At 41.0% G+C, this 21,555-nt stretch carries 18 protein-coding genes; 11 read left to right on the top strand and 7 right to left on the bottom strand.

Going from position 1 to position 21,555, the window contains the following annotated elements:
• Positions 1-57 precede the first annotated feature (57 nt).
• A complete protein-coding gene (locus H6G41_RS21840) occupies positions 58-342 on the top strand; it encodes a WGxxGxxG family protein (protein ID WP_190748557.1) in 285 nt (94 codons plus the stop codon).
• 123 nt (positions 343-465) lie between these two features.
• Here H6G41_RS21840 and H6G41_RS21835 read toward each other — a convergent pair whose 3' ends face one another.
• A complete protein-coding gene (locus H6G41_RS21835) occupies positions 466-1,893 on the bottom strand; it encodes an IctB family putative bicarbonate transporter (protein WP_190748555.1) in 1,428 nt (475 codons plus the stop codon).
• 484 nt (positions 1,894-2,377) lie between these two features.
• Positions 2,378-3,931, bottom strand: coding sequence for a GAF domain-containing sensor histidine kinase (locus tag H6G41_RS21830; protein ID WP_190748553.1), 1,554 nt, complete (start codon positions 3,929-3,931; stop codon positions 2,378-2,380).
• Positions 3,932-4,737: 806 nt separating this feature from the next.
• Here H6G41_RS21830 and H6G41_RS21825 point away from each other — a divergent pair.
• The 5 genes from H6G41_RS21825 to H6G41_RS21805 all read left to right on the top strand — a co-directional run bounded on the left by H6G41_RS21825 (position 4,738) and on the right by H6G41_RS21805 (position 11,970).
• The gene (locus tag H6G41_RS21825; RefSeq protein WP_190748551.1) at positions 4,738-5,901 is read left to right on the top strand and encodes a DegT/DnrJ/EryC1/StrS aminotransferase family protein; all 1,164 of its coding nucleotides are present in this window, start codon (positions 4,738-4,740) and stop codon (positions 5,899-5,901) included.
• Positions 5,902-6,079: 178 nt separating this feature from the next.
• Complete coding sequence (gene crtB / locus H6G41_RS21820; protein WP_190748549.1) at positions 6,080-6,985, top strand: cyanoexosortase B; 906 nt, start codon at positions 6,080-6,082, stop codon at positions 6,983-6,985.
• A gap of 349 nt (positions 6,986-7,334) precedes the next feature.
• Positions 7,335-8,054: a cyanoexosortase B system-associated protein gene (locus H6G41_RS21815; RefSeq protein ID WP_190748547.1), complete on the top strand. Its 720-nt coding sequence runs from the start codon at positions 7,335-7,337 to the stop codon at positions 8,052-8,054.
• A gap of 285 nt (positions 8,055-8,339) precedes the next feature.
• Positions 8,340-9,695, top strand: a complete 1,356-nt coding sequence (locus tag H6G41_RS21810; protein WP_190748545.1) for a polysaccharide biosynthesis/export family protein — start codon at positions 8,340-8,342, stop codon at positions 9,693-9,695.
• A gap of 100 nt (positions 9,696-9,795) precedes the next feature.
• Complete coding sequence (locus H6G41_RS21805) at positions 9,796-11,970, top strand: tyrosine-protein kinase domain-containing protein (RefSeq protein ID WP_190748543.1); 2,175 nt, start codon at positions 9,796-9,798, stop codon at positions 11,968-11,970.
• A gap of 132 nt (positions 11,971-12,102) precedes the next feature.
• On the opposite strand, the gene H6G41_RS21800 is transcribed toward H6G41_RS21805, so the two are convergent.
• Positions 12,103-12,780, bottom strand: coding sequence for a rhomboid family intramembrane serine protease (locus H6G41_RS21800; RefSeq protein WP_190748541.1), 678 nt, complete (start codon positions 12,778-12,780; stop codon positions 12,103-12,105).
• Between the two features lie 137 nt (positions 12,781-12,917).
• Entirely contained in the window at positions 12,918-13,640 is a 723-nt protein-coding gene (locus H6G41_RS21795) for a rhomboid family intramembrane serine protease (protein ID WP_190748539.1), read from the bottom strand.
• Between the two features lie 211 nt (positions 13,641-13,851).
• Here H6G41_RS21795 and H6G41_RS21790 point away from each other — a divergent pair, with 211 nt between their 5' ends.
• A complete protein-coding gene (locus H6G41_RS21790; protein WP_190748537.1) occupies positions 13,852-14,445 on the top strand; it encodes an ACP phosphodiesterase in 594 nt (197 codons plus the stop codon).
• A 57-nt stretch (positions 14,446-14,502) separates the two neighbouring features.
• Complete coding sequence (locus H6G41_RS21785) at positions 14,503-15,123, top strand: hypothetical protein (protein ID WP_190748535.1); 621 nt, start codon at positions 14,503-14,505, stop codon at positions 15,121-15,123.
• 112 nt (positions 15,124-15,235) lie between these two features.
• Here the strand turns inward: H6G41_RS21785 and H6G41_RS21780 are convergent, their stop codons facing one another.
• Both H6G41_RS21780 and H6G41_RS21775 read right to left on the bottom strand, forming a co-directional pair.
• The gene (locus tag H6G41_RS21780; protein WP_190748533.1) at positions 15,236-15,631 is read right to left on the bottom strand and encodes a hypothetical protein; all 396 of its coding nucleotides are present in this window, start codon (positions 15,629-15,631) and stop codon (positions 15,236-15,238) included.
• Positions 15,632-15,996: 365 nt separating this feature from the next.
• Entirely contained in the window at positions 15,997-16,584 is a 588-nt protein-coding gene (locus H6G41_RS21775) for a Uma2 family endonuclease (protein WP_190748531.1), read from the bottom strand.
• A gap of 177 nt (positions 16,585-16,761) precedes the next feature.
• Between H6G41_RS21775 and H6G41_RS35275 the strand changes: the two genes are divergently transcribed.
• From H6G41_RS35275 to H6G41_RS21765, 3 genes are all read left to right on the top strand, one after another.
• Positions 16,762-18,219, top strand: a complete 1,458-nt coding sequence (locus tag H6G41_RS35275) for a CHAT domain-containing protein (protein WP_242038003.1) — start codon at positions 16,762-16,764, stop codon at positions 18,217-18,219.
• Positions 18,191-21,028, top strand: coding sequence for a tetratricopeptide repeat protein (locus H6G41_RS21770; protein ID WP_242038002.1), 2,838 nt, complete (start codon positions 18,191-18,193; stop codon positions 21,026-21,028). Before H6G41_RS35275 ends, H6G41_RS21770 begins: the two co-directional genes overlap by 29 nt.
• A 69-nt stretch (positions 21,029-21,097) precedes the next feature.
• Positions 21,098-21,343: a DUF433 domain-containing protein gene (locus H6G41_RS21765; protein WP_306790443.1), complete on the top strand. Its 246-nt coding sequence runs from the start codon at positions 21,098-21,100 to the stop codon at positions 21,341-21,343.
• Between the two features lies 1 nt (position 21,344).
• On the opposite strand, the gene H6G41_RS21760 is transcribed toward H6G41_RS21765, so the two are convergent.
• On the bottom strand, positions 21,345-21,539 hold the full coding sequence (locus tag H6G41_RS21760) for a DUF433 domain-containing protein (protein WP_190748529.1): 195 nt from the start codon (positions 21,537-21,539) through the stop codon (positions 21,345-21,347).
• Between the last annotated feature and the right edge of the window lie 16 nt (positions 21,540-21,555).

The raw sequence follows: 21,555 nt of genomic DNA, 5'->3' as shown, positions 1-21,555 counted from the left end.
CTTTCTCGAACTCGGTAAAGTGGTGAGTAACTTTGCAAGGGATGAGGAACTTTTAGTATGACAAGCAATTTACCTAAAGTAATCAGCACTGGCGCGATCGCCTTGAGTATGGCCGTTTTATCCTTAACTCAACCTGTACAAGCCCAAACTACCACTACCGACCCTGGAACCACTACCACTAACCCCACCACTACAACTTATGAGCGCAATGATTTTGACTGGGGTTGGTTTGGCTTACTTGGTCTATTAGGTTTAGCTGGCTTGACAGGTAAAAAACGTGACGATGAACCAACCCGTTATCGCGATCCCAGCACCCCAGGGGCTTCAACCTATAGGGACTAAAACATTAAGAATTTGCAACTAGTTAGTTGTCAGTTTTGTATTGGTGATTAGGCATAACTGCCGCTTTTGTCAACGGAACAAATCTAAAATTATTTGACTGACAACTAACTTATTCTAGTTTTTTTAGTTTGCTGCTGGTTCTGAGCTAGGCGAAGTTAATTCTTGGGTCTTGTTTTGGCTTAAAGGTGTCCAGTAGCTAGCAATTAAAGCCACTACTAGCCACCAGAGACTATTGACTTCGGGACGAAACCAGACAGTATCAACAGTTCCATGCGCTAGCATACCTACCATCGAAGCGATCGCCCCAATTAACCAAAATCCTTCTTTATTCTCTAATTGCCGCAATCTGCGCAATTGCATGTAACCTGTATTAAAAGTTACCACTAATAGCCAAAGGAAGCAGCCTAAACCAATAAAGCCCGTTTCCACAGCAATTTCTAGCAAAATTGAATAGGCGCTCAAAGCACTATAACGGGGGCGCTGGTAAAGGGGATAGATTTTATTAAAGGCATTGTGACCAGGCCCGATACCTAAAATTGGGCGAGCGCGAATCATCTCAAACACAGCATCCCAGACGTTGCGGCGAAAATTATTACTGCTATCTTGGCGATCGGCAAAGATACTAAAAACTCGCAACCGCACAGGCTCAATAAAAATTACAGCTAGCACTAATACCCCAACTAAACCTCCTAAAATAATTGGCAGCGACCAAGTACGCCAAAAAGGAGGCATTTGCACGCTCCACCAATAAATGAGCAATGCCATCACTGTCAATATTGATGCTACTAAGCCAATCCACCCGCCACGACTAAAAGTGAGGACTAGACAGGCACTATTAACAATCAATGCTGTCAATCCTAGTGCTTTCTTATACCAGCTTCGCCAAGCAACAATTGCCACCAAACTAAACACTACTGCTGGTATTAAATACCCTGCCAATAAATTGGGATTACCCAAATAACTGTAAACTCTGGTGGTCTTAGACAAAGGCGAAGTTGGGTCAACCCAAGTTGCTAAAGCATCTGCGCCAAAAAACCATTGTCGTAATCCATACACGCTGACAATGAGCGATACATGGAGATAGAGAACGATTAGCCAAGACCGCAAGCGGGAAGACCTCAGCACCCTAGCACAAAGAGCAAACAGCATTAAATATAGCGTTAAAGTGACTAAATCACTCAATGCTGCCTTTTTTACTGGTGAAAATGCTGTAGCGACAGCGGCAATTGCCCAATAGGCTAATACCAGCAAGTGAATCGGAGTAAATGACGAAGCATTTGTTGATGTTGCATCATCCGATAAAGTCAGCAACAACCAAAATCCGACACAAGCTACCAGTAACAACCCTAACAACGTGGTCGAAACAAAAGGTGCGAGAAGATATATTAAGCTGAGTAAAGCAGCCGCTATCGTATCTCCCCACTGGAGCAATATACTACTTTGCCGCCAAGACGATAACAGACCCACCAAAGCACGGTGGAGGTAACTGGTAGCAAAATAATCTTGGACTATGAAATAAGATAAAGTAAATCTTTGCCAGACTAAATTCATAAAACACGCTGTGACTGATTAGCAAGCCCTCTAAGAACTTGGACTCGATCATAATCTATGTCACCGTGTCTACAAATTTTGTTTTTTCTTGCAAATTAAAATTTATGAGCCTGAGTTAGTAAATTTTGAAGCACGCTTTGGCTGACTATAAATATATCAAAAATATGACAGCGGGCATGTAAACTAACCACTTATGGCAAATTTCGCAAACAACGAGCTAAGTAGCGGGAATAAATTCTACTTAGTCCACCAAAGAAAATTCGCTCCAGAATCTATATTCTCCGCGTCTTTGCGTCTATTAGTAGACGCGGAGCGATGAGTTCATGTCTGTGAGAGCATAAGCAAGCTCAGAGTATCATCCACAAAACTTATTGCAGATTGTGCTGCTTGTTCAAGGCTAAGGTCGGATTTACGGGAAGGTGTAGATAATCATTCATGACAGCTATTTAGGAAACAGCTATGTTAGCAAGCTAGATTGTGCTGCTTAAACATCACTAACTGCTTCTGAAGAAGCTACCACTTGCAATGGTAAAGACAGCACATAGCGATATCCTGATTCCGGCGAACCTTGGATGGTGATTTGTCCACCATGTAACTCAGCTAACTGACAGCTAAGTAATAAACCTAAGCTTTCGCGAGACAAACTATTACGTGGCTGAGCAACATCTATTGCTGAGTTCATAGTCATGACATCTGAATGGGAAGCACTCAAGTTGTTTGCAGTTTCCACTACTAGTGGTAAATTGCCTACAGGTTCGTGGTTATCTAAATGCAGATTATAATTGCCTGTCTCACCAGTAAGCTCCAGCAAAGACAAGGGACTCAAACGGAAATAAGGATCGACCTCAGTTATACCGTCTCCTAACCAAGGGTGTGAAACCCAAACTGTAATGTTAAGCATGTTTTCTTTATAAGAAACATGAATCCGCACTACACTGCCAGTAGCAGAGAGTTGAATCACACTAAAAATTAGGTGATACAGCATTTGTCGGACTTTATCTTTATCTAAAGGACAAATGCGGCTGTGTCCTGGTTCAATGGATAGACGAATATCTTGCTCGCGACGATTAGCAGCTTCCTCTAGAGTATTGATAGCTTGTTGGCAAACCATTTCAATATCTACAGGAGCAATATTCAATTCGGTGGAACCGTCATCCATTGCGCCTAGTTCAGTAATTTCATTGACTAAGGAAAGTAAATATCGACCACTGTGTTGGATAATATCTAGATATTCTCTTTGCTTAGTTGTTAAAGGCCCATAAATCTCGCGCCCTAAAACACTAGCCATGCCTAGTACAGAAGTTAAGGGTGTGCGTAACTCTTGAGTCAGCTGTCCTAATAGTTCTAGCTTGAGTTGTTTAGTAGAAACAGACTCTGTTTCTAAAGCAGGTGAAGAGATTTTGATCTCGGTGCTATTGTGGTCACTGAATGCTAAACTTAGGGAATTTTGCCCAATACTGACTTCTGACTTAGCTTTGAGCAATCGATTGCGCTCAAACTCACTCATACTCCAACGAGCGATGATTTGTAAAAATTCAATATCGCGATTGGTAAAATTACGCGGTACTAAATCCATCACCGCTAATGCACCCAGACAATGACCAGACGCATCAATTAATGGTGCTCCCAAGTAAGCACGGATACCATAATCCTGTATCAACTTGCTAGAAGCAAGTGCTGGATCTGTAATTTTATGTGTATCATTTATGACTAAAATTTGGAAGCTGTCTACTACTTGGGTGCAAAAGGATTCCCGACGTAATAATTGACGACTTTGCGCCAAATGATTCATTAGTCCTAGTCTAGATAAACCTACTGCTGACTTAAACCAATGACGTTCTTGATCTACAAATCCCAAAATGGAAATTGGTGCTTCCAAAAAATGGGCAGCAGTTTGAGTAGCTTCTTCAAAGACAGGAATTGTTTCTGATTGGCGCAAACCTAATTCTGACAAAGCTTCTAGTCTTTGCTTTTCTCTTGTTTCCTGGGAAGCCCAACCATCCTTTAGGGCTGATAATTTGTTTTCAGGCTCTACCATTGCCACTGTTACCTTGATAATTGTTTGATAGTGGAGTTTATATAACCACTGTTAGTGGGTTATTAATTGCTATTTTTAAGCATTCCCCAAATTCACCTCAGATAAACAAACTCAGAGCAAAATTTTTTATTTTTATCTCTCAGTTCATAAAGAGTATCAGTAAATATTCGAGTTAGCACTAAAAGAATCATTATTGTTTTCGCTTTTACTACTAGACAGCGTTAGTTTTGGTTTTCGCATGGGTAATATAACAACAAGATGGAAAATGAAGTTTACCATGCTTATGTCTAGTATGTCTTTTATTATGTATATGTTCAGCGATCGCTGTTTTAAATATAGTTATATTTTGAATTTTAAATTAGCATGTTTAGCAGCATGAAAATATGGAATAAAAAGCTTAAATCATATATTTAGGCTTGTATTTCGTGAATAAAAGCATAGTAGTTTCTTCAAGATTCTATAATAAATTCTCAAAAAGTAGATATTTAAATAGTTTTAACAATAAAAAATGATTTAAGTAATATTTTTTAATAAGAAAAATTTATTAATGAATCTCATCATTTTTACTGAAGCAGTATCAATAAATGATGAATAAAATAAATATTTACAAGATTATTTTTAGCATTAAAAACCAAGATTTCTCCAAAAATAATTAATTATATAGATATTTAGTTAAATTATGATAAATGGGTTGCAATTTTAGCTGGAGAAATAATATTTTTTATTTTTTAAGCAAATATTTTATAAATTCAAGCTATGAAGTTTTTCAACAGTTTATTAATGAGCAATTACCAGGCTAAATAACAATGAATAAAAACAATATTAAAATTCCTTTTGTTAATTTAATTTTACAACATCAGTCACTGCAAATTCAGTTAGAGCAAGCAATCCAAAGTGTATTGAGCAAAGGAGATTTTATTTTAGGGCAAGCACTCTCAGATTTTGAGACAGCATTTGCAGTCGCATCTGGTACAGAATATGGTATTGGTGTAGCGTCAGGAACGGATGCGATCGCACTCGGTTTACAAGCTTGTAATATTGGCAGTGGTGATGAAGTTTTATTACCCGTAAATACCTTTGTCGCAACGCTGATTGGAGTATTGCGGGTTGGTGCTAAACCAATTTTTGTCGATTGCGATCGCCAAACAGCTTTAATTGATTTAGAAGCAGCCGCAAAATTAGTAACACCAAAGACTAAAGCAATTATTCCTGTACATCTATATGGTCAAATGGTATCACCAAAGCAGCTGCTAGATTTTGCTCAGACATATAACCTGCTAATTTTTGAAGATGCAGCACAAGCACATTTAGCAGAAAGAGAGGGATATTTTGCAGGTTCGGTGGGAATAGCAGCGGCTTTTAGTTTTTATCCCAGCAAAAATTTGGGCGCATTTGGCGATGGGGGAATGCTATTAACGCGAGATCCAGATATTGCCCAAAAAATGGTACGCTTGCGGAATTATGGCGCAGCGCAAAAGTATTTTCATGTGGAAGCGGGGACAAATAGCCGTCTCGATACCTTGCAAGCAGCAGTATTACTAGAGAAATTACCATATTTACCCAAGTGGAACTGCGATCGCAATCATATCGCTAAACAATACGATCGAGAATTATTACCCTTAGCATCTGCGGGGATTCTTCCTTTAGAAAATCACAGCGATACAGGACATGTCTATCATCTTTACGTAATTAAAATCGATGATTCTTGTCCTTTCACACGCCAGCAAATTCAAGAGAAACTCACGGAATTGGGAATTCAGACAGGAATTCATTACCCCATCCCCTGTCATCTCCAGCCAGCATTTACAAATTTAGGCTATCAACCGGGAGATTTCCTCCAAGCAGAAGCATTAGCTAAGCAAATATTATCTTTACCTATGTATCCAGGCTTAAGCAGTAGTGAAATTACAGAAGTTGTAAGTGCGATCGCATCAATACTTAGTAGTTCACAACAATTATTATGCCTTTAATTATTTCCTAGACACCTAAAAACCAACCACTCTTGGGTTGGGGTATTAGACTCCTTCCAAAAACAACTGTAAGGGCGGGTTCACAGATATCTTCGCCGCTTAACGATGATCTCGCATCAACCCGCCCCTACTAACAACTGACACACGAAGCGCAATAAATTTTGCATTGCTGAAAATCATGGCAATCCAACAACATTTCAAAATTAGGAATACAGGGCAATTACTTAATCTAGCAATTTTAGGCGTTTTAGTTCTACTTTATGCGCCGATATTACTACATTGGGTTGATGGTTGGTTGCACAAAAATATTAGTACAGAACATGAATATTTTAGCCACGGTTTAATCGGACTACCTTTTGCTAGTTATCTAGTATGGATACAACGCAAACAATGGCAAAGACTACCAAATATAATCCATCCTCTTGGTGCTGTTTTGCTATTAATTGGGGGAGTCTTTTATTTAAGCGGTGTAACTGAGTGGGTTAACCTTTCTTTCCCAGCTATTTTAGCCGGATTATGCTTATGGTTGAAAGGTATGTCAGGTTTGCAACTGCAAGGATTTCCTCTATTACTAATATTTCTCGCAACTCCCACATCCGGGCCATATTTGATAGCGCCTTACACTTTACCTTTACAAAGTTTTATTGCTGGTACAGCTGGATTTATACTCAATCAGTTTGGGATGGAAGTAACTGTTGAAGGAATTAATCTTTTTGTAGGTGGAAGGATTGTAGAGGTTGCGCCTTATTGTGCAGGGCTGAAAATGTTGTTTACTACTCTATATGTCAGCTTAATGTTGCTTTATTGGACAGGTGCTTTATCTTCACGCCGCACAAGAAATTGGTTCTTAATAATTGCTATCGTTATTAGTATTACTGCTAATATTATTCGCAACACTGCATTGACATTCTTTCATGGTACAGGTCAAGAAGCCGCTTTTAAATGGTTACATGACAGTTGGGGTGGTGACCTATATTCTGCTTGTATGTTAGTTTTATTGGTGCCTTTGTTGAATAAAATTAATAGTTATTTTGCAACAGCTTCAGATATGGAATTTGAAGCAGAAGGTGAAACAAAAATCTAGAAAAATATCTACAATCTAACGCAAATTTTTTTTGTCTTAGTTAATTAGCTGATTTTGCAATTTTCATTTATTCCCAATAAATACCCAATAATCCTATTTGATATAAAAACAAAAATAACAAAAAAGATAGGTATTTACAAATCATTCAGAATTGTTATATTAAAAATTGAAATAATATAAGACTTACGCAAATTTCAAAAAAATAAAGTCATTTCTTTGTAGTGAAGACTTCAGTCGTGATTTTAAGGACTAAAGTCCTCCCTAATAATTAAAAATATTGGTCAATTTTACTGAACTCATTACGCTATTTTAGTAAGTAAACTTTGCCTAAGTATTGCAAAGTTTATGAATGATTTCCTTATCTAAATTTCTCAAAGAAAGTCAATGGAATCAAGTAGTAGCACTGTTATTGTTACTACTACTATTTGCTATTGGTGCTGTTCCTGGATATGTGACAGGAAAATGGCAATGGAAACAGCCGCCACCAATCACTAGCTTGAAAGCATTGAAAGAGATACGCAATTCTGGGTTAACTGTTCCTGGTTGGCAAACTGTTGAGCAGGTGCAACAAGAAATTGGTGAGCAAAAATGGTCTCTACAGGTCATTAAGAAACAAGACTCGCCAATTCAAGCAGTATTGTTGTTGCTACCGCAAAATGGGCCGATGGATCAACCTGAGGTGGAATGGACAGAAATTCAGGGTTGGGGAAAGTTACGTTGGCGCAAGTGGGATGTAGCTCAATATCGTTCGGCTAAATTTACTGTGAAACAGCCTAGAGAAACGCAGGTAGAAGCTAAATTTTTTCGCGCTGTTACACAAAAGGACACTTTTGCGGTGTTGCAATGGTATGCTCTACCGCATGGAGGAAACCCATCACCGTTACGCTGGTTTTTAGCGGATCAATTGGCGCAGTGGCGTAGGCAAAGAGTTCCTTGGGTTGGTGTGAGTATTATGATTCCAATGGAACCTTTCGGTCAGGTGGAAAAAATTTGGCCTTTGGCTGAATCTATCGGTCAGACGGTACAATCTGCTTTAATGGCAGACTCATTACCAAAAGTCGGCAATTGATTGCCCACTCTGGAGGGTGGGAAGAGTTTAGCAAATAATTAATCTGAAATTGTTGTAATTCTTGATTGTGATGCGATCGCTATTTTAATACCAATTTGATCATGAATTGTCATTACGGACGGGGGCAACTCCGTCTTTATTTTGGTAAATGTATCATTTAGGATATATTTTACTGCGATCGCATATCGTAATTTCTCGGAGAAACCAGAGACAGTTTAGGCATTTACAGAGTAAAATAGCGGCTCAGCAAGACCGATTCTGAGTCTAGCTTTACTGCTTGCTCAAATGTCTATATTTTACAATTCTCATATGCGTGCATTCAGCGCTCTGTTTTTTTTGAGCCTTCAACTAAGTGTTTTCTGGACAACAGCGTTTCAAGTTGTTGCTCAGCCTTTACCATTTCCAGAACAATCCTCAGGTCAATCCCCTTCATCTCCTTCAGCCACTGAGGCCGCACCTGGAAGTTTAAATAACGAAGTTTCCCCCCAACTCAATCGGTATCTTTTAGGGCCTGGAGATTCTCTGAGTATAGTAGTTCAGCGTCCACCTGGCCCCTATCGCTTAGGGCCGGGTGATTCTATTAGCGTTTTGGTTCAACGCTTTCCCGACTTGAGTTTCCAAGCTGTAATTAACCCTGAAGGCAACATCATAGTACCACTGATTAATACAGTGTCGCTACAGGGTTTAACTTTGGATGAAGCACAAGCAAAAATTCGCTCGTTACTCAATCGTTACGTAGTAGAACCGATAGTAGTTTTATCCCTAACTGGACAGCGTCAAGATTTAAGCTTCCAAACCATAATTAATCCAGAAGGTAATATTTTAGTTCCCCAAGTAGGAACATTATCTGTACAAGGCTTGAGTGTGGAAGAAGCACAAGAAAAAATTCGCTTAGCTTTAAGTCGCGTTGTCATCGAGCCGATTGTGGTAGCGTCATTAGCATCACCAAGACCAGTGCAAGTTACTATTAGTGGGGAAGTGTTTCGTCCGGGGATTTACCCGATTACATCAGTTACTCCCCGTGTCGCTGATGCTTTGCTAACATCTGGCGGGACGACAATCAACGCAGATTTAAGGCAAGTACAAGTGCGTAGGCGGTTGCTTGATGGTTCTGTAATTGCTCAAACTGTTGACTTATACACAGCATTACAAAATGGTAGTGCGTTGCCTAATTTCAGGCTACAAGATGGCGATGCTATCATTGTACCCCGTCGGGAAATCGGCACTGATAATGGTTATGACCGCAATTTGATTGCGCGTTCAACCTTAGCCATACCTCAGATTAAAATCAGGGTTTTAAACTATGCGGCGGGAGGTATTGCTAATCAAGTACTTCCAAATGGCAGCACATTTATAGATGCTTTAGGTGGTATCAATCTTGACACTGCTAATCTTCGAGATATTGCCTTAGTCCGCTTTGATCCGGAAAGAGGTCAAGCTGTCACCCAAAGACTGGATGCGAAAAAAGCTCTAGGTGGTGATATGTCTCAAAACGTGCCGCTTCAAGATAATGATGTTATTGTGGTTGGTCGTAACCTTATCGGTAGAATTACTAATGCTCTCAATACTATTACACAACCATTTTTTAATGTGCAGAGCTTTATTCGCTTCTTTGACTTCTTTACAGGTGGGTTGAAGTAGGGACAGATGAGGGGATTATTGAGTGTTAACTGTTGACGGTTGATGGTTGACGGTTGACTGTTATTTTTTGCACATAACAAATGACTATTGATTAATTTTTATGAGTCCACCAATTGTTAAACGCTACCTCATTGCTTTTGAGAAGTATAAATGGATTGGATTAGCTAGTTTTTCGTTGGTTGTAATAGGTTCTACTGTAGTAGCTATACAACCTGAACCACCAGCTAGCTATATAGCAAATGCAGCGCTGACTTATAATCGTCCGCCAGTGTCATTCTCGGTAACTGGTACGGAAATTCAACAACAAGGTCAGGAATTGAATGAAGAAGTTTTGTTATCGGATCAGGTGATTGAAACTGTAGCTGAAAAAGTTAATATTAAACCTCAAAAAATTGGTCTAAATATTGTTATTAAATTACCTAAAAAAAATTCTCGGACAGGAGAATTAGAATCAACGATCATAGAGCTTAAATATAAAGATAGTGACCGGAAGCGAGCTGTAGAAGTATTGCAAGTATTGATGCAAACAATGATTAAGCTTAGTGGTGATATTAATACAGGACGCTTAAAAGCAATTATTCAAAAAATTGATGAACGTTTACCACAGACAAAGATAGAATTGCAAGCAGCAGAGAAGAGGTTAGAACAGTACGATCGCATAGAGAGACCAGCAATTTTAGCATCTGAGAATGGTAGTTTGCTAACTGCGGTGACTAGCAGTCAAAATCAGCAGCGTCAAATCCAACAGACAATTGCGGGTATTAATGCCCAAATTCAGAGTTTACAAGCGAAGTTAGGGTTAAATGTTAACCAAGCTTATATTTCTTCGGCTTTAAGTGCAGATCCGATTATTGCCAATTTGCGATCGCAAATTTATCAAGTTGAGTCACAAGTGGCGGTGTTGCGCAAAGATTTGCGTCCCGAACATCCAACTATGATTCAGTTACAGCGTCAAAAACAGGCCGCTGAAGAATTATTACAACAACGTGCGGCGGAGGTTGTTGGTGGTGGTGGCGCAGCCGCACCTCTAACTGGTAGTGTTTATAATATTCGCGCTCAAAGTAACTTAGATCCAGCACGACAAGAATTAGCAAACCAAATGGTGGCTTTGCAAACTCAAAGGGATACGCTGCAACAACAATTAGCACAACAAGTTCAAGAAGAAGCGCGATTGCGGCAAATGTATTCATTAATACCTAATAAACAATTAGAGCGATCGCGTTTAGAACAAGATGTTGTACTCAAAAAAGCTATCTATGATAAGATGCAGGCTAAATTAGCCGACGCTAAAACCGCAGAAGCAGAAACCGTTACCAGTCTAACTCTTGCTAGAGGGCCAATGGTAATTGCAGACTTTGTCAAACCAAAGAAAATGTCTGTGACATTAGGTGTTGGTGGCTTGATGGGATTGGTGATTGGTGGTGGCGTTATCTTTTTGTTAGGTTCCCTAGAAGGTATTTTCAAAACTAGAGAAGATATCCGCGAAAGCCTGAAGCAACGGGAAGTTGCACTGCTAGGAGAAATACCTTTAATGCCGGTTGATGATTTAGATTTAGCAGCTATACCAGCTTTACTTTCCGCTGATTCTCCCTATTTAGAGTTTTATGAAAAAGTCCGCAGTAATGTGCGGCGACTTGGCGGGAAATCTTTAAAGATACTTTTGGTGACTAGCGTTAGTAAAACTGAGGGTAAGACGACAAGCGCTTATAACTTAGGTATAGCATCTGCCCGTGCAGGTAAAAGAACCTTAATTATCGAAACAGATTTGCGATCGCCTTCTTGTTGTGCATCCTTAAAAATTGCTGCCGATCCAGATGCTAATATTGAACCGCTGCGCTATTATGCTAACCTCAGCGAATGTATCCGCTTAGTCCCTGATGTAGAAAATTTATACATTATTCCTAGTCCAGGCCCGGTGCGCCAATCTGCGGCAATTCTTGAATCTAGCGAAATGCGGCGGCTCATGGAGGATGTACGCGAGCGCTACGATTTAGTAATTTTAGATACTAGTCCCTTAAGTTTATCTAACGATCCTTTATTAATTCAACCTTACAGTGACGCGATAGTAATTATTGCACGACCAAACTATACACAAGAAAACTTATTTGGTGAAGCTATCGATCAATTAGTTGATTCAGAATTGGGATTGTTAGGGGCTGTAATTGATGGCGCTGATATTTTGGTATATTCATCTGATATAGTAGAATCCTCATCAGCTTCTACTGCAAAAGAAGATTCAGCCGCAGAAATGTCAGTAGGTGCTAATAATAACTAATGTGAATCAATTACTAATTTGCATAAAAAATCCAATTAAAGGTTAGGGCACAACAATGTTGTGCCCTAAAAAATCTTTATTTGGAGCCTAGATTATTTGAATTGGTATTAATACAAACTCAGATAAAACAGACTAATATTCGTCGCGTCTAAATAAACCAAATAAAGGAGCCAGAATTATACCAAATACAAAGCCTCCAATATGTGCCCAGTAAGCAACTCCACCAGTTTCTACACTCATATTGGCTGCGGCTTGTAGAGTTGCAAAACCGGAAATGAGATTTTGAATTACAAACAGCCCAATCAGAATCATAGCGGGCACTCTAATAGTGGTAACAAAAAAGCCTAAAAAAGCTAAAGTCATAACTCTAGCGTGAGGAAAACGGATAATATACGCACCCAAAACTCCCGCAATTGCTCCACTTGCACCTAAAGAAGGAATACCCGAATTCATGCCTATAAACCACTGGCACAAAGCCGCTAAAGCGCCGCAAGCTAAGTAAAAAACTAGGTATTTGAAATGACCTAAACGGTCTTCGATATTGTTACCGAAAACCCACAGAAAAACCATATTCGAGATTAAATGCCACCAACCCCCGTGCAAGAATTGTGATGTAAATAAAGTTGTCCATTCTGCGGCAAAATTGGTGGTTAACTCTCGCGGTACTACTGCATATAGCTGAAAAAACTGTTCTAATTGGGCATTGGATAAACTCACTTCATGAAGAAAAACTAAAATGTTCATCCCAATCAACCCATAAGTGAAGTATGGGGTGATGCGCGTTGGATTTTCGTCGTAGAGAGGAAACACAGGTGTTTTTCCTAATTATTTATTACTTGCAATATAGCGTAAGGGCATGGGGCATTGGGCATTGGGCATTGGGCAACACTTCGACAAGCTTAGTGACAACAGTCATCAGTCATCAGTCAACAGTCATCAGTCATCAGTCATCCCCAAGTTTTTACCCCCGATTTAGGTTTGTCGCTAAATAATCCTAAGATAGGGGCGAGAATCGCGCCAAAGAGAAAACCACCAGCATGGGCCCAGTAGGCGATACCGCCGCTTTCCATACCGATGTTGGTAGGTGTTTCCAGACTGGCGAAACCATAGAAAGCTTGTTGTAAAAACCAGAAACCTAAAAAGAAATATGCAGGAACGCGGAATGTTGGGAAGAAAAACCCTAAAGGTATGACACCGAGAATTTCGGCTTGGGGGAAACGGAGAATATATGCTCCCATCACACCTGCGATCGCACCACTGGCCCCTAAAGAAGGAATGTTAGAATTTTGAGAGAAATACCATTGGCTTAATGATGCCAAAATGCCGCAAGATAAATAAAACAGCAGATATTTAAAATGACCTAGCTTATCTTCTACATTGTTACCAAAAATCCAGAGGAACAACATATTCCCACCAAGGTGTAATAAACCTCCATGCAAAAATTGTGAGGTAATTAATGTAGCCCACTCTGGTACAGGTTGATGTACAGATACACCAGCAAAACTTAAGGTAAGTTCTCTGGGAACTACAGCAGCTAAATGTAAAAACCCATCTAAAGCGCGAGGGGGAAGACTGGCTTCATAAAGAAAAGCCAGCACATTCACAGCAATTAACCCAAACGTTACATAAGGGGTGATTTGGGTAGGATTATTATCTCTAATTGGAACCACAGGCGTTTATTCCTCATCTTTCAGCAACTAGCCTCACAATACTGAATTCTGCTAGTAGCCGCTTCTACCTGTTGGCTGGATATGACGGTGAAACGATCGCAATTTTTGAGGAAATATTCTCTTATGATGACTGTAGCTGTATAGATTAAAATACCTTTGTTATGCTGCTGTAAGTAAACGTACTCAGCAATTAGGTAGATGCATTGTCAAAATGAACTGGTTAGCCCACTTGTTATTGTCTGAACCAAACGTTGAGAATCGCTTAGGTAATCTCCTAGCCGATATTGTTAAAGGTACAGCGCGTCAAGAATTAAATTCTTATATTCAACGTGGAATTGCTTGTCATCAAGTAATTGATAGATTTACAGATAGTCACATAGTCGTACAAAGAAGTAAACAACGTATTGATTCTAGCTATCGGCGATTTTCTGGGGTACTAGTAGATATTTTTTATGACCATTTCTTAGCGAAAAATTGGTCAGAATATTGCAATGTTTCTCTAGATGAATTTACAGCAGAGATTTATAATTCATTTCGAGCTTATCAAGGTCAGTTACCTCTGATAGTCACAGAAGTAATTTCTCGCGTAGCTGCTGAAGATTGGTTAGGCTCTTATCGTCATGTATCTGGTGTAGAAATTGCTCTTTTACGCATATCAAAACGATTATCAAGGCGATGTAAGAGAAATCTCAGTTTAACTCCAGCAATTGATGAACTCATTACCCATTATGACGCTTTGGATTCGGACTTTCAAGAATTCTTTCCCCAATTATTATCTCATGTGCAAAATTGGTGTATTACTTAGTAGTCTATGGTAGTGAGGACTGAAGTCCTGACTACGAAAAATCCAAAGCTCAAAATTATGTTTTTTACTAATTCTTTAGAAAATCAACTCCAGCGTTGGCATGAAACCATCCGCAATCAGCCACAAAATCCTCATGCTTACATTCGCCGTGGTATGGTTTACTTTCAATTAGCCAAAATTGATGAATCTATTCAAGATTTTGATACAGCAGAAAAATTAGATGAGCGACTTAAAGCTTATCTATGGCAACGGGGGCTATCTTATTATTATGCAGAAAAATTTGCTGAAGGTGCAGCCCAATTTGAAATTGATTTGACTGTTAACGCCCAAGATGTAGAGGAAACAGTATGGCGATATCTTTGTATAGCTCGCCTTTCGGGGGTGGAATTAGCAAAGAATTCGCTATTAACTGTGAGAAATGACCCCAGACGAATTATGCGCAGAGTGTATGATTTATATGCAGGGAATTGTACAGTTGATGAGGTTTTAAATATTGGCAAGTCTGAAGGGATAAAAGGTAACTTTTACAGTCATCTTTATCTAGGATTATATTACGAAGCTGAGAATAATCTAGAATTAGCGCAGAAATATATAGTTAAAGCTGCTGATAATTACAAAATTGATGATTATATGTGGTACTTAGCGCAGGTACATAAAAAGCTGCGACAATGGGCTTAATGTACTGAAATGTAAATACTAAATGCGATCGCCTTTGCAAAAAATGATCGGTAAGCTGACAAAGACGCGATCGCATTTCTTGATCTATTGCTTGATTATGGCGAAACAAGCGTTAAGGCTGCGGTTTCAGTTTATGCTGTAGCCTCAAAGTATCCATTTGCTGTCTCTGTTGTATTAGTAATTGGTTTTGTCTAAATTGTCCCACCGGTTGTTGTCTAAATCGTCCCAAGGGTTGTTGTTGTCGTAGCTCATTTTGTAATCTAAATTGCTCAAAACGCTGTTGTTGTCTTAGCATTTGCTCATCCTGGCGCTGTCTAAACTGTTCCCATTGTTGTTGAGAAGTTGAAGAAGATGATTGTTTACTCAACTGTTTGCTTTGGGGTTCTAGCTGTTGTAGATTTTGCGGTATCTTCTGAGCGATTTCTGCTTTTACAGGAGAATACATCGCTAAATCTAGCGTCAGGATAGTCAGTAGTAGCCCTGATTTAACTAATAATGAATGAGTCACGTTGCTATCTCCCTGGATCAAAATTTAAAATATTAATTAGGTAGCGATCGCGTTAGGGTTGATTGTTGACTGTTGACGGTTGACAGTTGACTGGGAAGAAGGTTTTTTATCCGTTCTGGTGTTTTACTGAGCTATTTACTTAAGCGATCGCTCTATAGCAATCCTAAGTGATTTGTGAAATATTACAAGCAGGGTTGTTGACTGTGAACGGTTAACAGTCAACAGTCAACAGCCAAAACCGATATTTTTCGCAACTGAAATAGGATTGCTATATATCTCTATATACTATTTTACAAAATCTTCCAGCGAGTAACTTCTTACTTCCGGTACATGAAGATAAAAGCCTTATTCACGAGTATCCAAACTTAAACAGAGTCATCAGCGGGTTCCGGTTCAAACTGCACTTGGCGGTACAAATCAGAAATAGCTATTTCTACATTCACTGATTCCAGCAGCAATTTCTCATCCAAATTGTACTCCGAAAGCACCCATTTACCTTGTTCGTTACGCCGAAACACTTCCACACCTGGTTGCGTTACTTGAACTAAAACATATTCTTGCAAGGTGGGAGATTGGCGATATTTAGCAAACTTTTTACCCCTATCGGCTGCTTCTGTTGAGGGTGATAGCACTTCGATAATTAAACAGGGAAATTGTACCAATTGGGGATCGGTATCTCGTTCGTCACAAGTCACCACAACATCAGGATAAAAATACTTTTGTCCCGGTTCAAGCTGCACTTTTACATCTACAATATACACTTCACAAGAGCGATCGCCTAAAGTATCATCTAAAAGCTTAAACAAATTGAGACATACCCGATTATGGTTGCGCGTACCACCACTCATCGCTACAACTTCCCCATCCCAATACTCATAGCGTTGTTCTTGGGTGGGTTCCCAAACCAGATATTCTTCAGCATTCATTAAAATGCTATCGGGTAAAGCAAGCATCGGCGCGATCTTTTAATGATTTATTGTTCTAGGATAGCGAAATGACAATTTACTGTTAACAAGTTCTCTTACTGATTTAGCGATCGCGATTTTTCTGTTGCATTTTATGAAAACAAAATCATCGGGATTTGAGTGATAATACGGTGAAGGTTATTGTAGAATCTACCGCTCGTAGCCATGCCCCTAAAGTTTACCTTCGCCCTGAGTCAACAGCAAACTTTTGAACTGCGCTGTGATTATGGTTACCGTCGTTTGGATCAGGTAGAGTTAGCAGAACTAATTGATTTGTCTGAGCAAAATTACTATACTCGACAAACAGACCGCTTACCATATCTCACCCAGTTAGGACGGCGACTTTATCAATGGCTGGATGGGAAGGAAGGATGGCTGAGAAGGGCGCTGGATGAAGCGGATGAGCAGACGATTTATTTAGATTTAATTCAAACTAGTGAAGCCCAAGGGTTAAACGCAGAGACAGAAAGAGTGGCGTTGGGATTAGCGCATTTACCTTGGGAATTGTTACATGATAGGAACGGTTTTTTACTGCAACGCCAGGATATTTCTGTGTTACCTGTGCGTGCTGTACAGCAGCGTCAAACCCAGGTAATCGGCGGACAAAATCGCCCCTTGCGGTTGCTGTTTATGGCGACTGCGCCAGAACATCCGCAAATTCCGCCTTTGGGGTTTGAGCGGGAAGAAGCGAATATTTTACAAGCAACTAAGGATCAGCCCTTGGCGTTGATTGTTGAGGAAAGTGGCTCGGTGGCTGAGTTAGCGAATTTGGTGAAATCTTACCTCGAAGATTATTTTGATGTCTTTCACCTCACGGGACATGGGATAATTTATACCCAAAAAGACTACGGCTTTTTACTGCCAAAAGGCGCAAGGATAGCAGATAATACACCATGCTTGATTACTGAGGATGAGGTGGGGAATGTGCAATTTACCACCGTCAACGATTTAGCTAGAGCCTTTCGCGGACGCTGGCCTCGTGTAACATTTCTTTCTGGCTGTCATACGGGACAGGTTCCTAACAAGGGGACTGTACCCTCAATGGCGCAGGCTTTGGTGAAAGCAGGGGCGGGTATAGTTTTAGGCTGGGCGCGTCCGGTGTTAGATAATACGGCTGTTGTCGCGGCACAGGCACTTTATCAAGCTTTGGCGACGGGGGCGACGGTGGAAGCAGCTGTGAAGGCGGCGCAGCAAGAAATGATTGACAAGGAATGCACCGACTGGCATTTATTGCGGGTGTATCGGGATACGCGAGAGATTGCCGAACTAGTAACACCACTGAGAACACCAAAGCGCGAAAAGCTGAGGTTTACAGTCCCAGAGCAAGAATTTCTCGATGAGAATAATCTAGTTAAAGTTGCTAGTCGGTTTGAATTTGTCGGACGCAGACGAGCTTTGCAACGGTGTCTCAAAGCTTTGCGGGAAACTAGCGATTACATTGGCGTATTTATTGCGGGGATGGGGGGACTGGGGAAAAGTACCTTGGCGGCGCGGTTATGTACGCGGGTTGAGTCGCAGCGTCCCAACTTTGCGCGGGTGGTGTTGATTGGTGTTTTAGATGAAAGGGGTTTGCTGAATAAGCTTTCTAGTAAGTTTGAACGGTTTGCTGCTGGTGCTGGATGACTTTGAGCAAAATATCCCCACAGTTAATATTAAAGATGGTTCGCTGCGGATGACGGCAGATGCTTACAAGATATTAGAGGCGATTTGTGCGGCATTGGCAGAGAATGGGGGAGAAAGTCGGCTGATTGTTACCTGTCGCTATTTGCAGTCAGATACTTTACCACCCCATCACCTGCACTTGGAATCTTTAGCAGGGATGAACAGCAGTGATATTGATAAAATTTGCTTTGCTTTAGATAAGGAAGTCAAGCAGCAGTTAAGAACACAACGGATTCTCAAGATTGCTGATGGAAATCCCCGGTTGCTGAAGTGGTTATTAGAGGTGATAAACCAGCCAGGATTGGCGGCGGATGAATTGCTGAATCGGTTGGAGGCGACTCAGCAAAAATTCCGCGAGCATCTTTTGGCACGAACCCTGTTTGATGCTTTGGAAACAGAGGAGCAAAATTTTCTGGCGCGGTTGAGTGTGTTTAATTTGCCGGTGACAGAGGAGATTATTCAAGTTCTTAAGCTTGACCCTACATCGGAGATCCCCCCAACCCCCCTTAAAAAGGGGGGCAATAATATTACTTCTTCCACCCAACCGACAGCAGCACCAACGCCGCCAACAAGAGAACTTGAAAAGGGGGGCAATAATATTACTTCTTCCACCCCCTTATTAAGGGGGTCGCCGCAGGCGGGGGGATCTGATGCTGGTCTGGTTCAAAGGTTATCCAAGCTTGTCAGCCTGAGTTTAGTTGAATCTGCCACCACTCACCCCAACCAGCCAGTTAATTACCGAGTGGCGAGAATTTTAGAACTGTTGTTAGAACCTATATTGACTGAAGAAGAATGGCAAGCAACCCGACAGCAAGCGGTGAAGAAAATTTATCAAGCTTGGTGGGAGGAGAATGAGCAAAAAACGGAAGTAGAAGCATTAGAAATTGTCCGGTTGGGACTGCTGGCAAAAGAACAGGAAATTACTGCCAGCATTGGAGCTAGGATTGCAAACAATTGGATGAATAAGTCCCGGTTTGTGGAAGCTTTGGATTTGTGTAAGCAAATGCTGGCAGTTTTTTCAGACTACCGCATTTTGGGAAACATTGCCCGTGCGGAAAATGTTTTAGGTTTGGTGCAAGAAGCTGTTACCCATTATCAGCAAACCTTAGACCTTTGCCCGGAAAAAGAATTGCAAGAAAAAGCAATTACCCTCAACAACATGGCAGGAGTATACGCCGACCAAGGGGACATCCCTAAAGCGATCGCACTGTGGCAGCAATCTTTGGAAATATCTGAGCAAATCGGCCATGTCAAAGGTAAAGCCACTACCCTCAACAACATGGCACAGGTATACGCCGACCAAGGGGACATCCCTAAAGCGATCGCACTTTACGAGCAATCCTTGGAAATATCTGAGCAGACTGGCGATGTCCAAGGTAAAGCCCCTACCCTCAACAACATGGCACAGGTATTCGCTGACCAAGGGGACATCCCTAAAGCGATCACTCTGTGGGAGCAATCTTTGGAAATATCTGAGCAGACTGGCGATGTCCAAGGTAAAGCTACTACCCTCAACAACATGGCAGGAGTATACGCCGACCAAGGGGACATCCCTAAAGCGATCGCTCTGTGGGAGCAATCTTTGGAAATATCTGAGCAAATCGGCGATGTCAAAGGTAAAGCCACTACCCTCAACAACATGGCAGGGGTATTCGCCCAACAAGGGGACATCCCTAAAGCGATCACTCTGTGGGAGCAATCTTTGGAAATATCTGAGCAGACTGGCGATGTCCAAGGTAAAGCCACTACCTTTAACAACATGGCAGGAGTATACGCCGACCAAGGGGACATCCCTAAAGCGATCGCACTGTGGGAGCAATCTTTGGAAATATCTGAGCAGACTGGCGATGTCCAAGATAAAGCCACTACCCTCAACAACATGGCAGGAGTATTCGCCCACCAAGGGGACATCACTAAAGCAATCGTACTTTACGAGCAATCCTTGGAAATATGTGAGCAGATTGGCGATGTTAAACTTAAAGCCACTACTCTCAACAACATGGCACAGGTATTCGCCAACCAAGGGGAAATTACTAAAGCGATCGCACTTTGGCAGCAATCTTTGGAAATATCTGAGCAGATTGGCAATGTTCAAGGTAAAGCCACTATCCTCAACAACATGGCACAGGTAATCGCCCAACAAGGGGACATACCAAGAGCGATCGCACTGTGGCAGCAATCTTTGGAAATATCTGAGCAGATTGGCGATGTCAAAGGTAAAGCCATTACGCTCAACAACATGGCAGGATTATTCGTCCAACAAGGGGACATCACTAAAGCGATCGCACTTTGGGAGGAAGTTCCTTCCACACTTGCACAAATACGCGCTTATGGTGATTTGGTAACAGTTCTGGGGAATTTAGGCATAGCAGATGAAAGCAACGGTTTAGTTTACCTAGCTCAAGCAATATGGCTAACGCTGAGAATTCAAGTTCCCTTAGCAAGTACTATTAACCGAATCCGTGCTTTATATAATAGAGTGCCTCAAGATGATGAACTAGAAGCCATACTAGGTGCAACGGCAATGTTCTTTTGCAATGACCGAGGTGAAGGTCATCCCGAGTTAGAAGAACAACAAGAGCGTAGTTGGCAGATGCTAGCAGAGGCAGCAGGTAGACAAGGAATTGAGACACAGGAAGCGTTTGATGCTTGGTATGTCCAGCAACGGCTTAACGATCCAGATTATTTCCTTCCCCGACTCAATCAACGCCTAGAGGAGATTGTCGGCGATGGGTGGTTGTTTGATCGCAGTCAGGTTGTGGCGGAATGAGGGGACAAGGGAAGGGGGACAAGGTAGACAAGGGCGAGGAGGCGGTGCGATCGCGTTAATCTTAAATTAATGGCTGATAATGCAGTCCTTGAATATCAAACAGCTAGGTGTGATATGGAATCTCAACTAATACAGACTTCTCCGGAAATTCTTTCAGGTATACCCGTATTTTATGGAACTCGTGTACCGATACAAACATTAATTGATTATCTTGAAGCAGGCGAGAGTGCTTCGCACACGCTTCGCGAACGCCTTGATGAATTTTTAGAAGATTTTCCCACTGTGAGCCGCGTACAGGCAACAACTTTTTTTTAAATCACTCTGCTGTAAAAGCGAACACCGCCCTTAATGCTTCTTTTGTCAAAGTGGGATAGTTTTCTAGCACTTGTTGTTCTGTCCATCCCGCCGCAAACAAACCCAACAAGAACTCTACAGATAAACGAGTTCCTTTGACAGTCGGCTTACCCAGCAAAATTTTTGTGCCTGAATGAATGTACTGTTGCCAGTCCATAATTATAAGTTGTACA

This window comes from Tolypothrix sp. FACHB-123 (assembly GCF_014697075.1).
Lineage (GTDB): Bacteria > Cyanobacteriota > Cyanobacteriia > Cyanobacteriales > Nostocaceae > Aulosira.
This window is presented reverse-complemented; position numbering and strand designations above follow the sequence as displayed.

Bases quoted from the DNA above. Each gene is read 5' to 3' on its own strand.
- H6G41_RS21835 (WP_190748555.1), bottom strand. From the start codon at position 1,893: ATGAATTTAGTCTGGCAAAGATTTACTTTATCTTATTTCATAGTCCAA.
- H6G41_RS21825 (WP_190748551.1), top strand. From the start codon at position 4,738: ATGAATAAAAACAATATTAAAATTCCTTTTGTTAATTTAATTTTACAA.
- H6G41_RS21785 (WP_190748535.1), top strand. From the start codon at position 14,503: ATGTTTTTTACTAATTCTTTAGAAAATCAACTCCAGCGTTGGCATGAA.
- H6G41_RS21810 (WP_190748545.1), top strand. From the start codon at position 8,340: ATGTCTATATTTTACAATTCTCATATGCGTGCATTCAGCGCTCTGTTT.
- H6G41_RS21815 (WP_190748547.1), top strand. From the start codon at position 7,335: ATGATTTCCTTATCTAAATTTCTCAAAGAAAGTCAATGGAATCAAGTA.
- H6G41_RS21805 (WP_190748543.1), top strand. From the start codon at position 9,796: ATGAGTCCACCAATTGTTAAACGCTACCTCATTGCTTTTGAGAAGTAT.
- H6G41_RS35275 (WP_242038003.1), top strand. From the start codon at position 16,762: ATGCCCCTAAAGTTTACCTTCGCCCTGAGTCAACAGCAAACTTTTGAA.
- H6G41_RS21790 (WP_190748537.1), top strand. From the start codon at position 13,852: ATGAACTGGTTAGCCCACTTGTTATTGTCTGAACCAAACGTTGAGAAT.
- H6G41_RS21765 (WP_306790443.1), top strand. From the start codon at position 21,098: ATGGCTGATAATGCAGTCCTTGAATATCAAACAGCTAGGTGTGATATG.
- crtB (WP_190748549.1), top strand. From the start codon at position 6,080: ATGGCAATCCAACAACATTTCAAAATTAGGAATACAGGGCAATTACTT.
- H6G41_RS21840 (WP_190748557.1), top strand. From the start codon at position 58: ATGACAAGCAATTTACCTAAAGTAATCAGCACTGGCGCGATCGCCTTG.
- H6G41_RS21775 (WP_190748531.1), bottom strand. From the start codon at position 16,584: ATGCTTGCTTTACCCGATAGCATTTTAATGAATGCTGAAGAATATCTG.
- H6G41_RS21830 (WP_190748553.1), bottom strand. From the start codon at position 3,931: ATGGTAGAGCCTGAAAACAAATTATCAGCCCTAAAGGATGGTTGGGCT.
- H6G41_RS21760 (WP_190748529.1), bottom strand. From the start codon at position 21,539: ATGGACTGGCAACAGTACATTCATTCAGGCACAAAAATTTTGCTGGGT.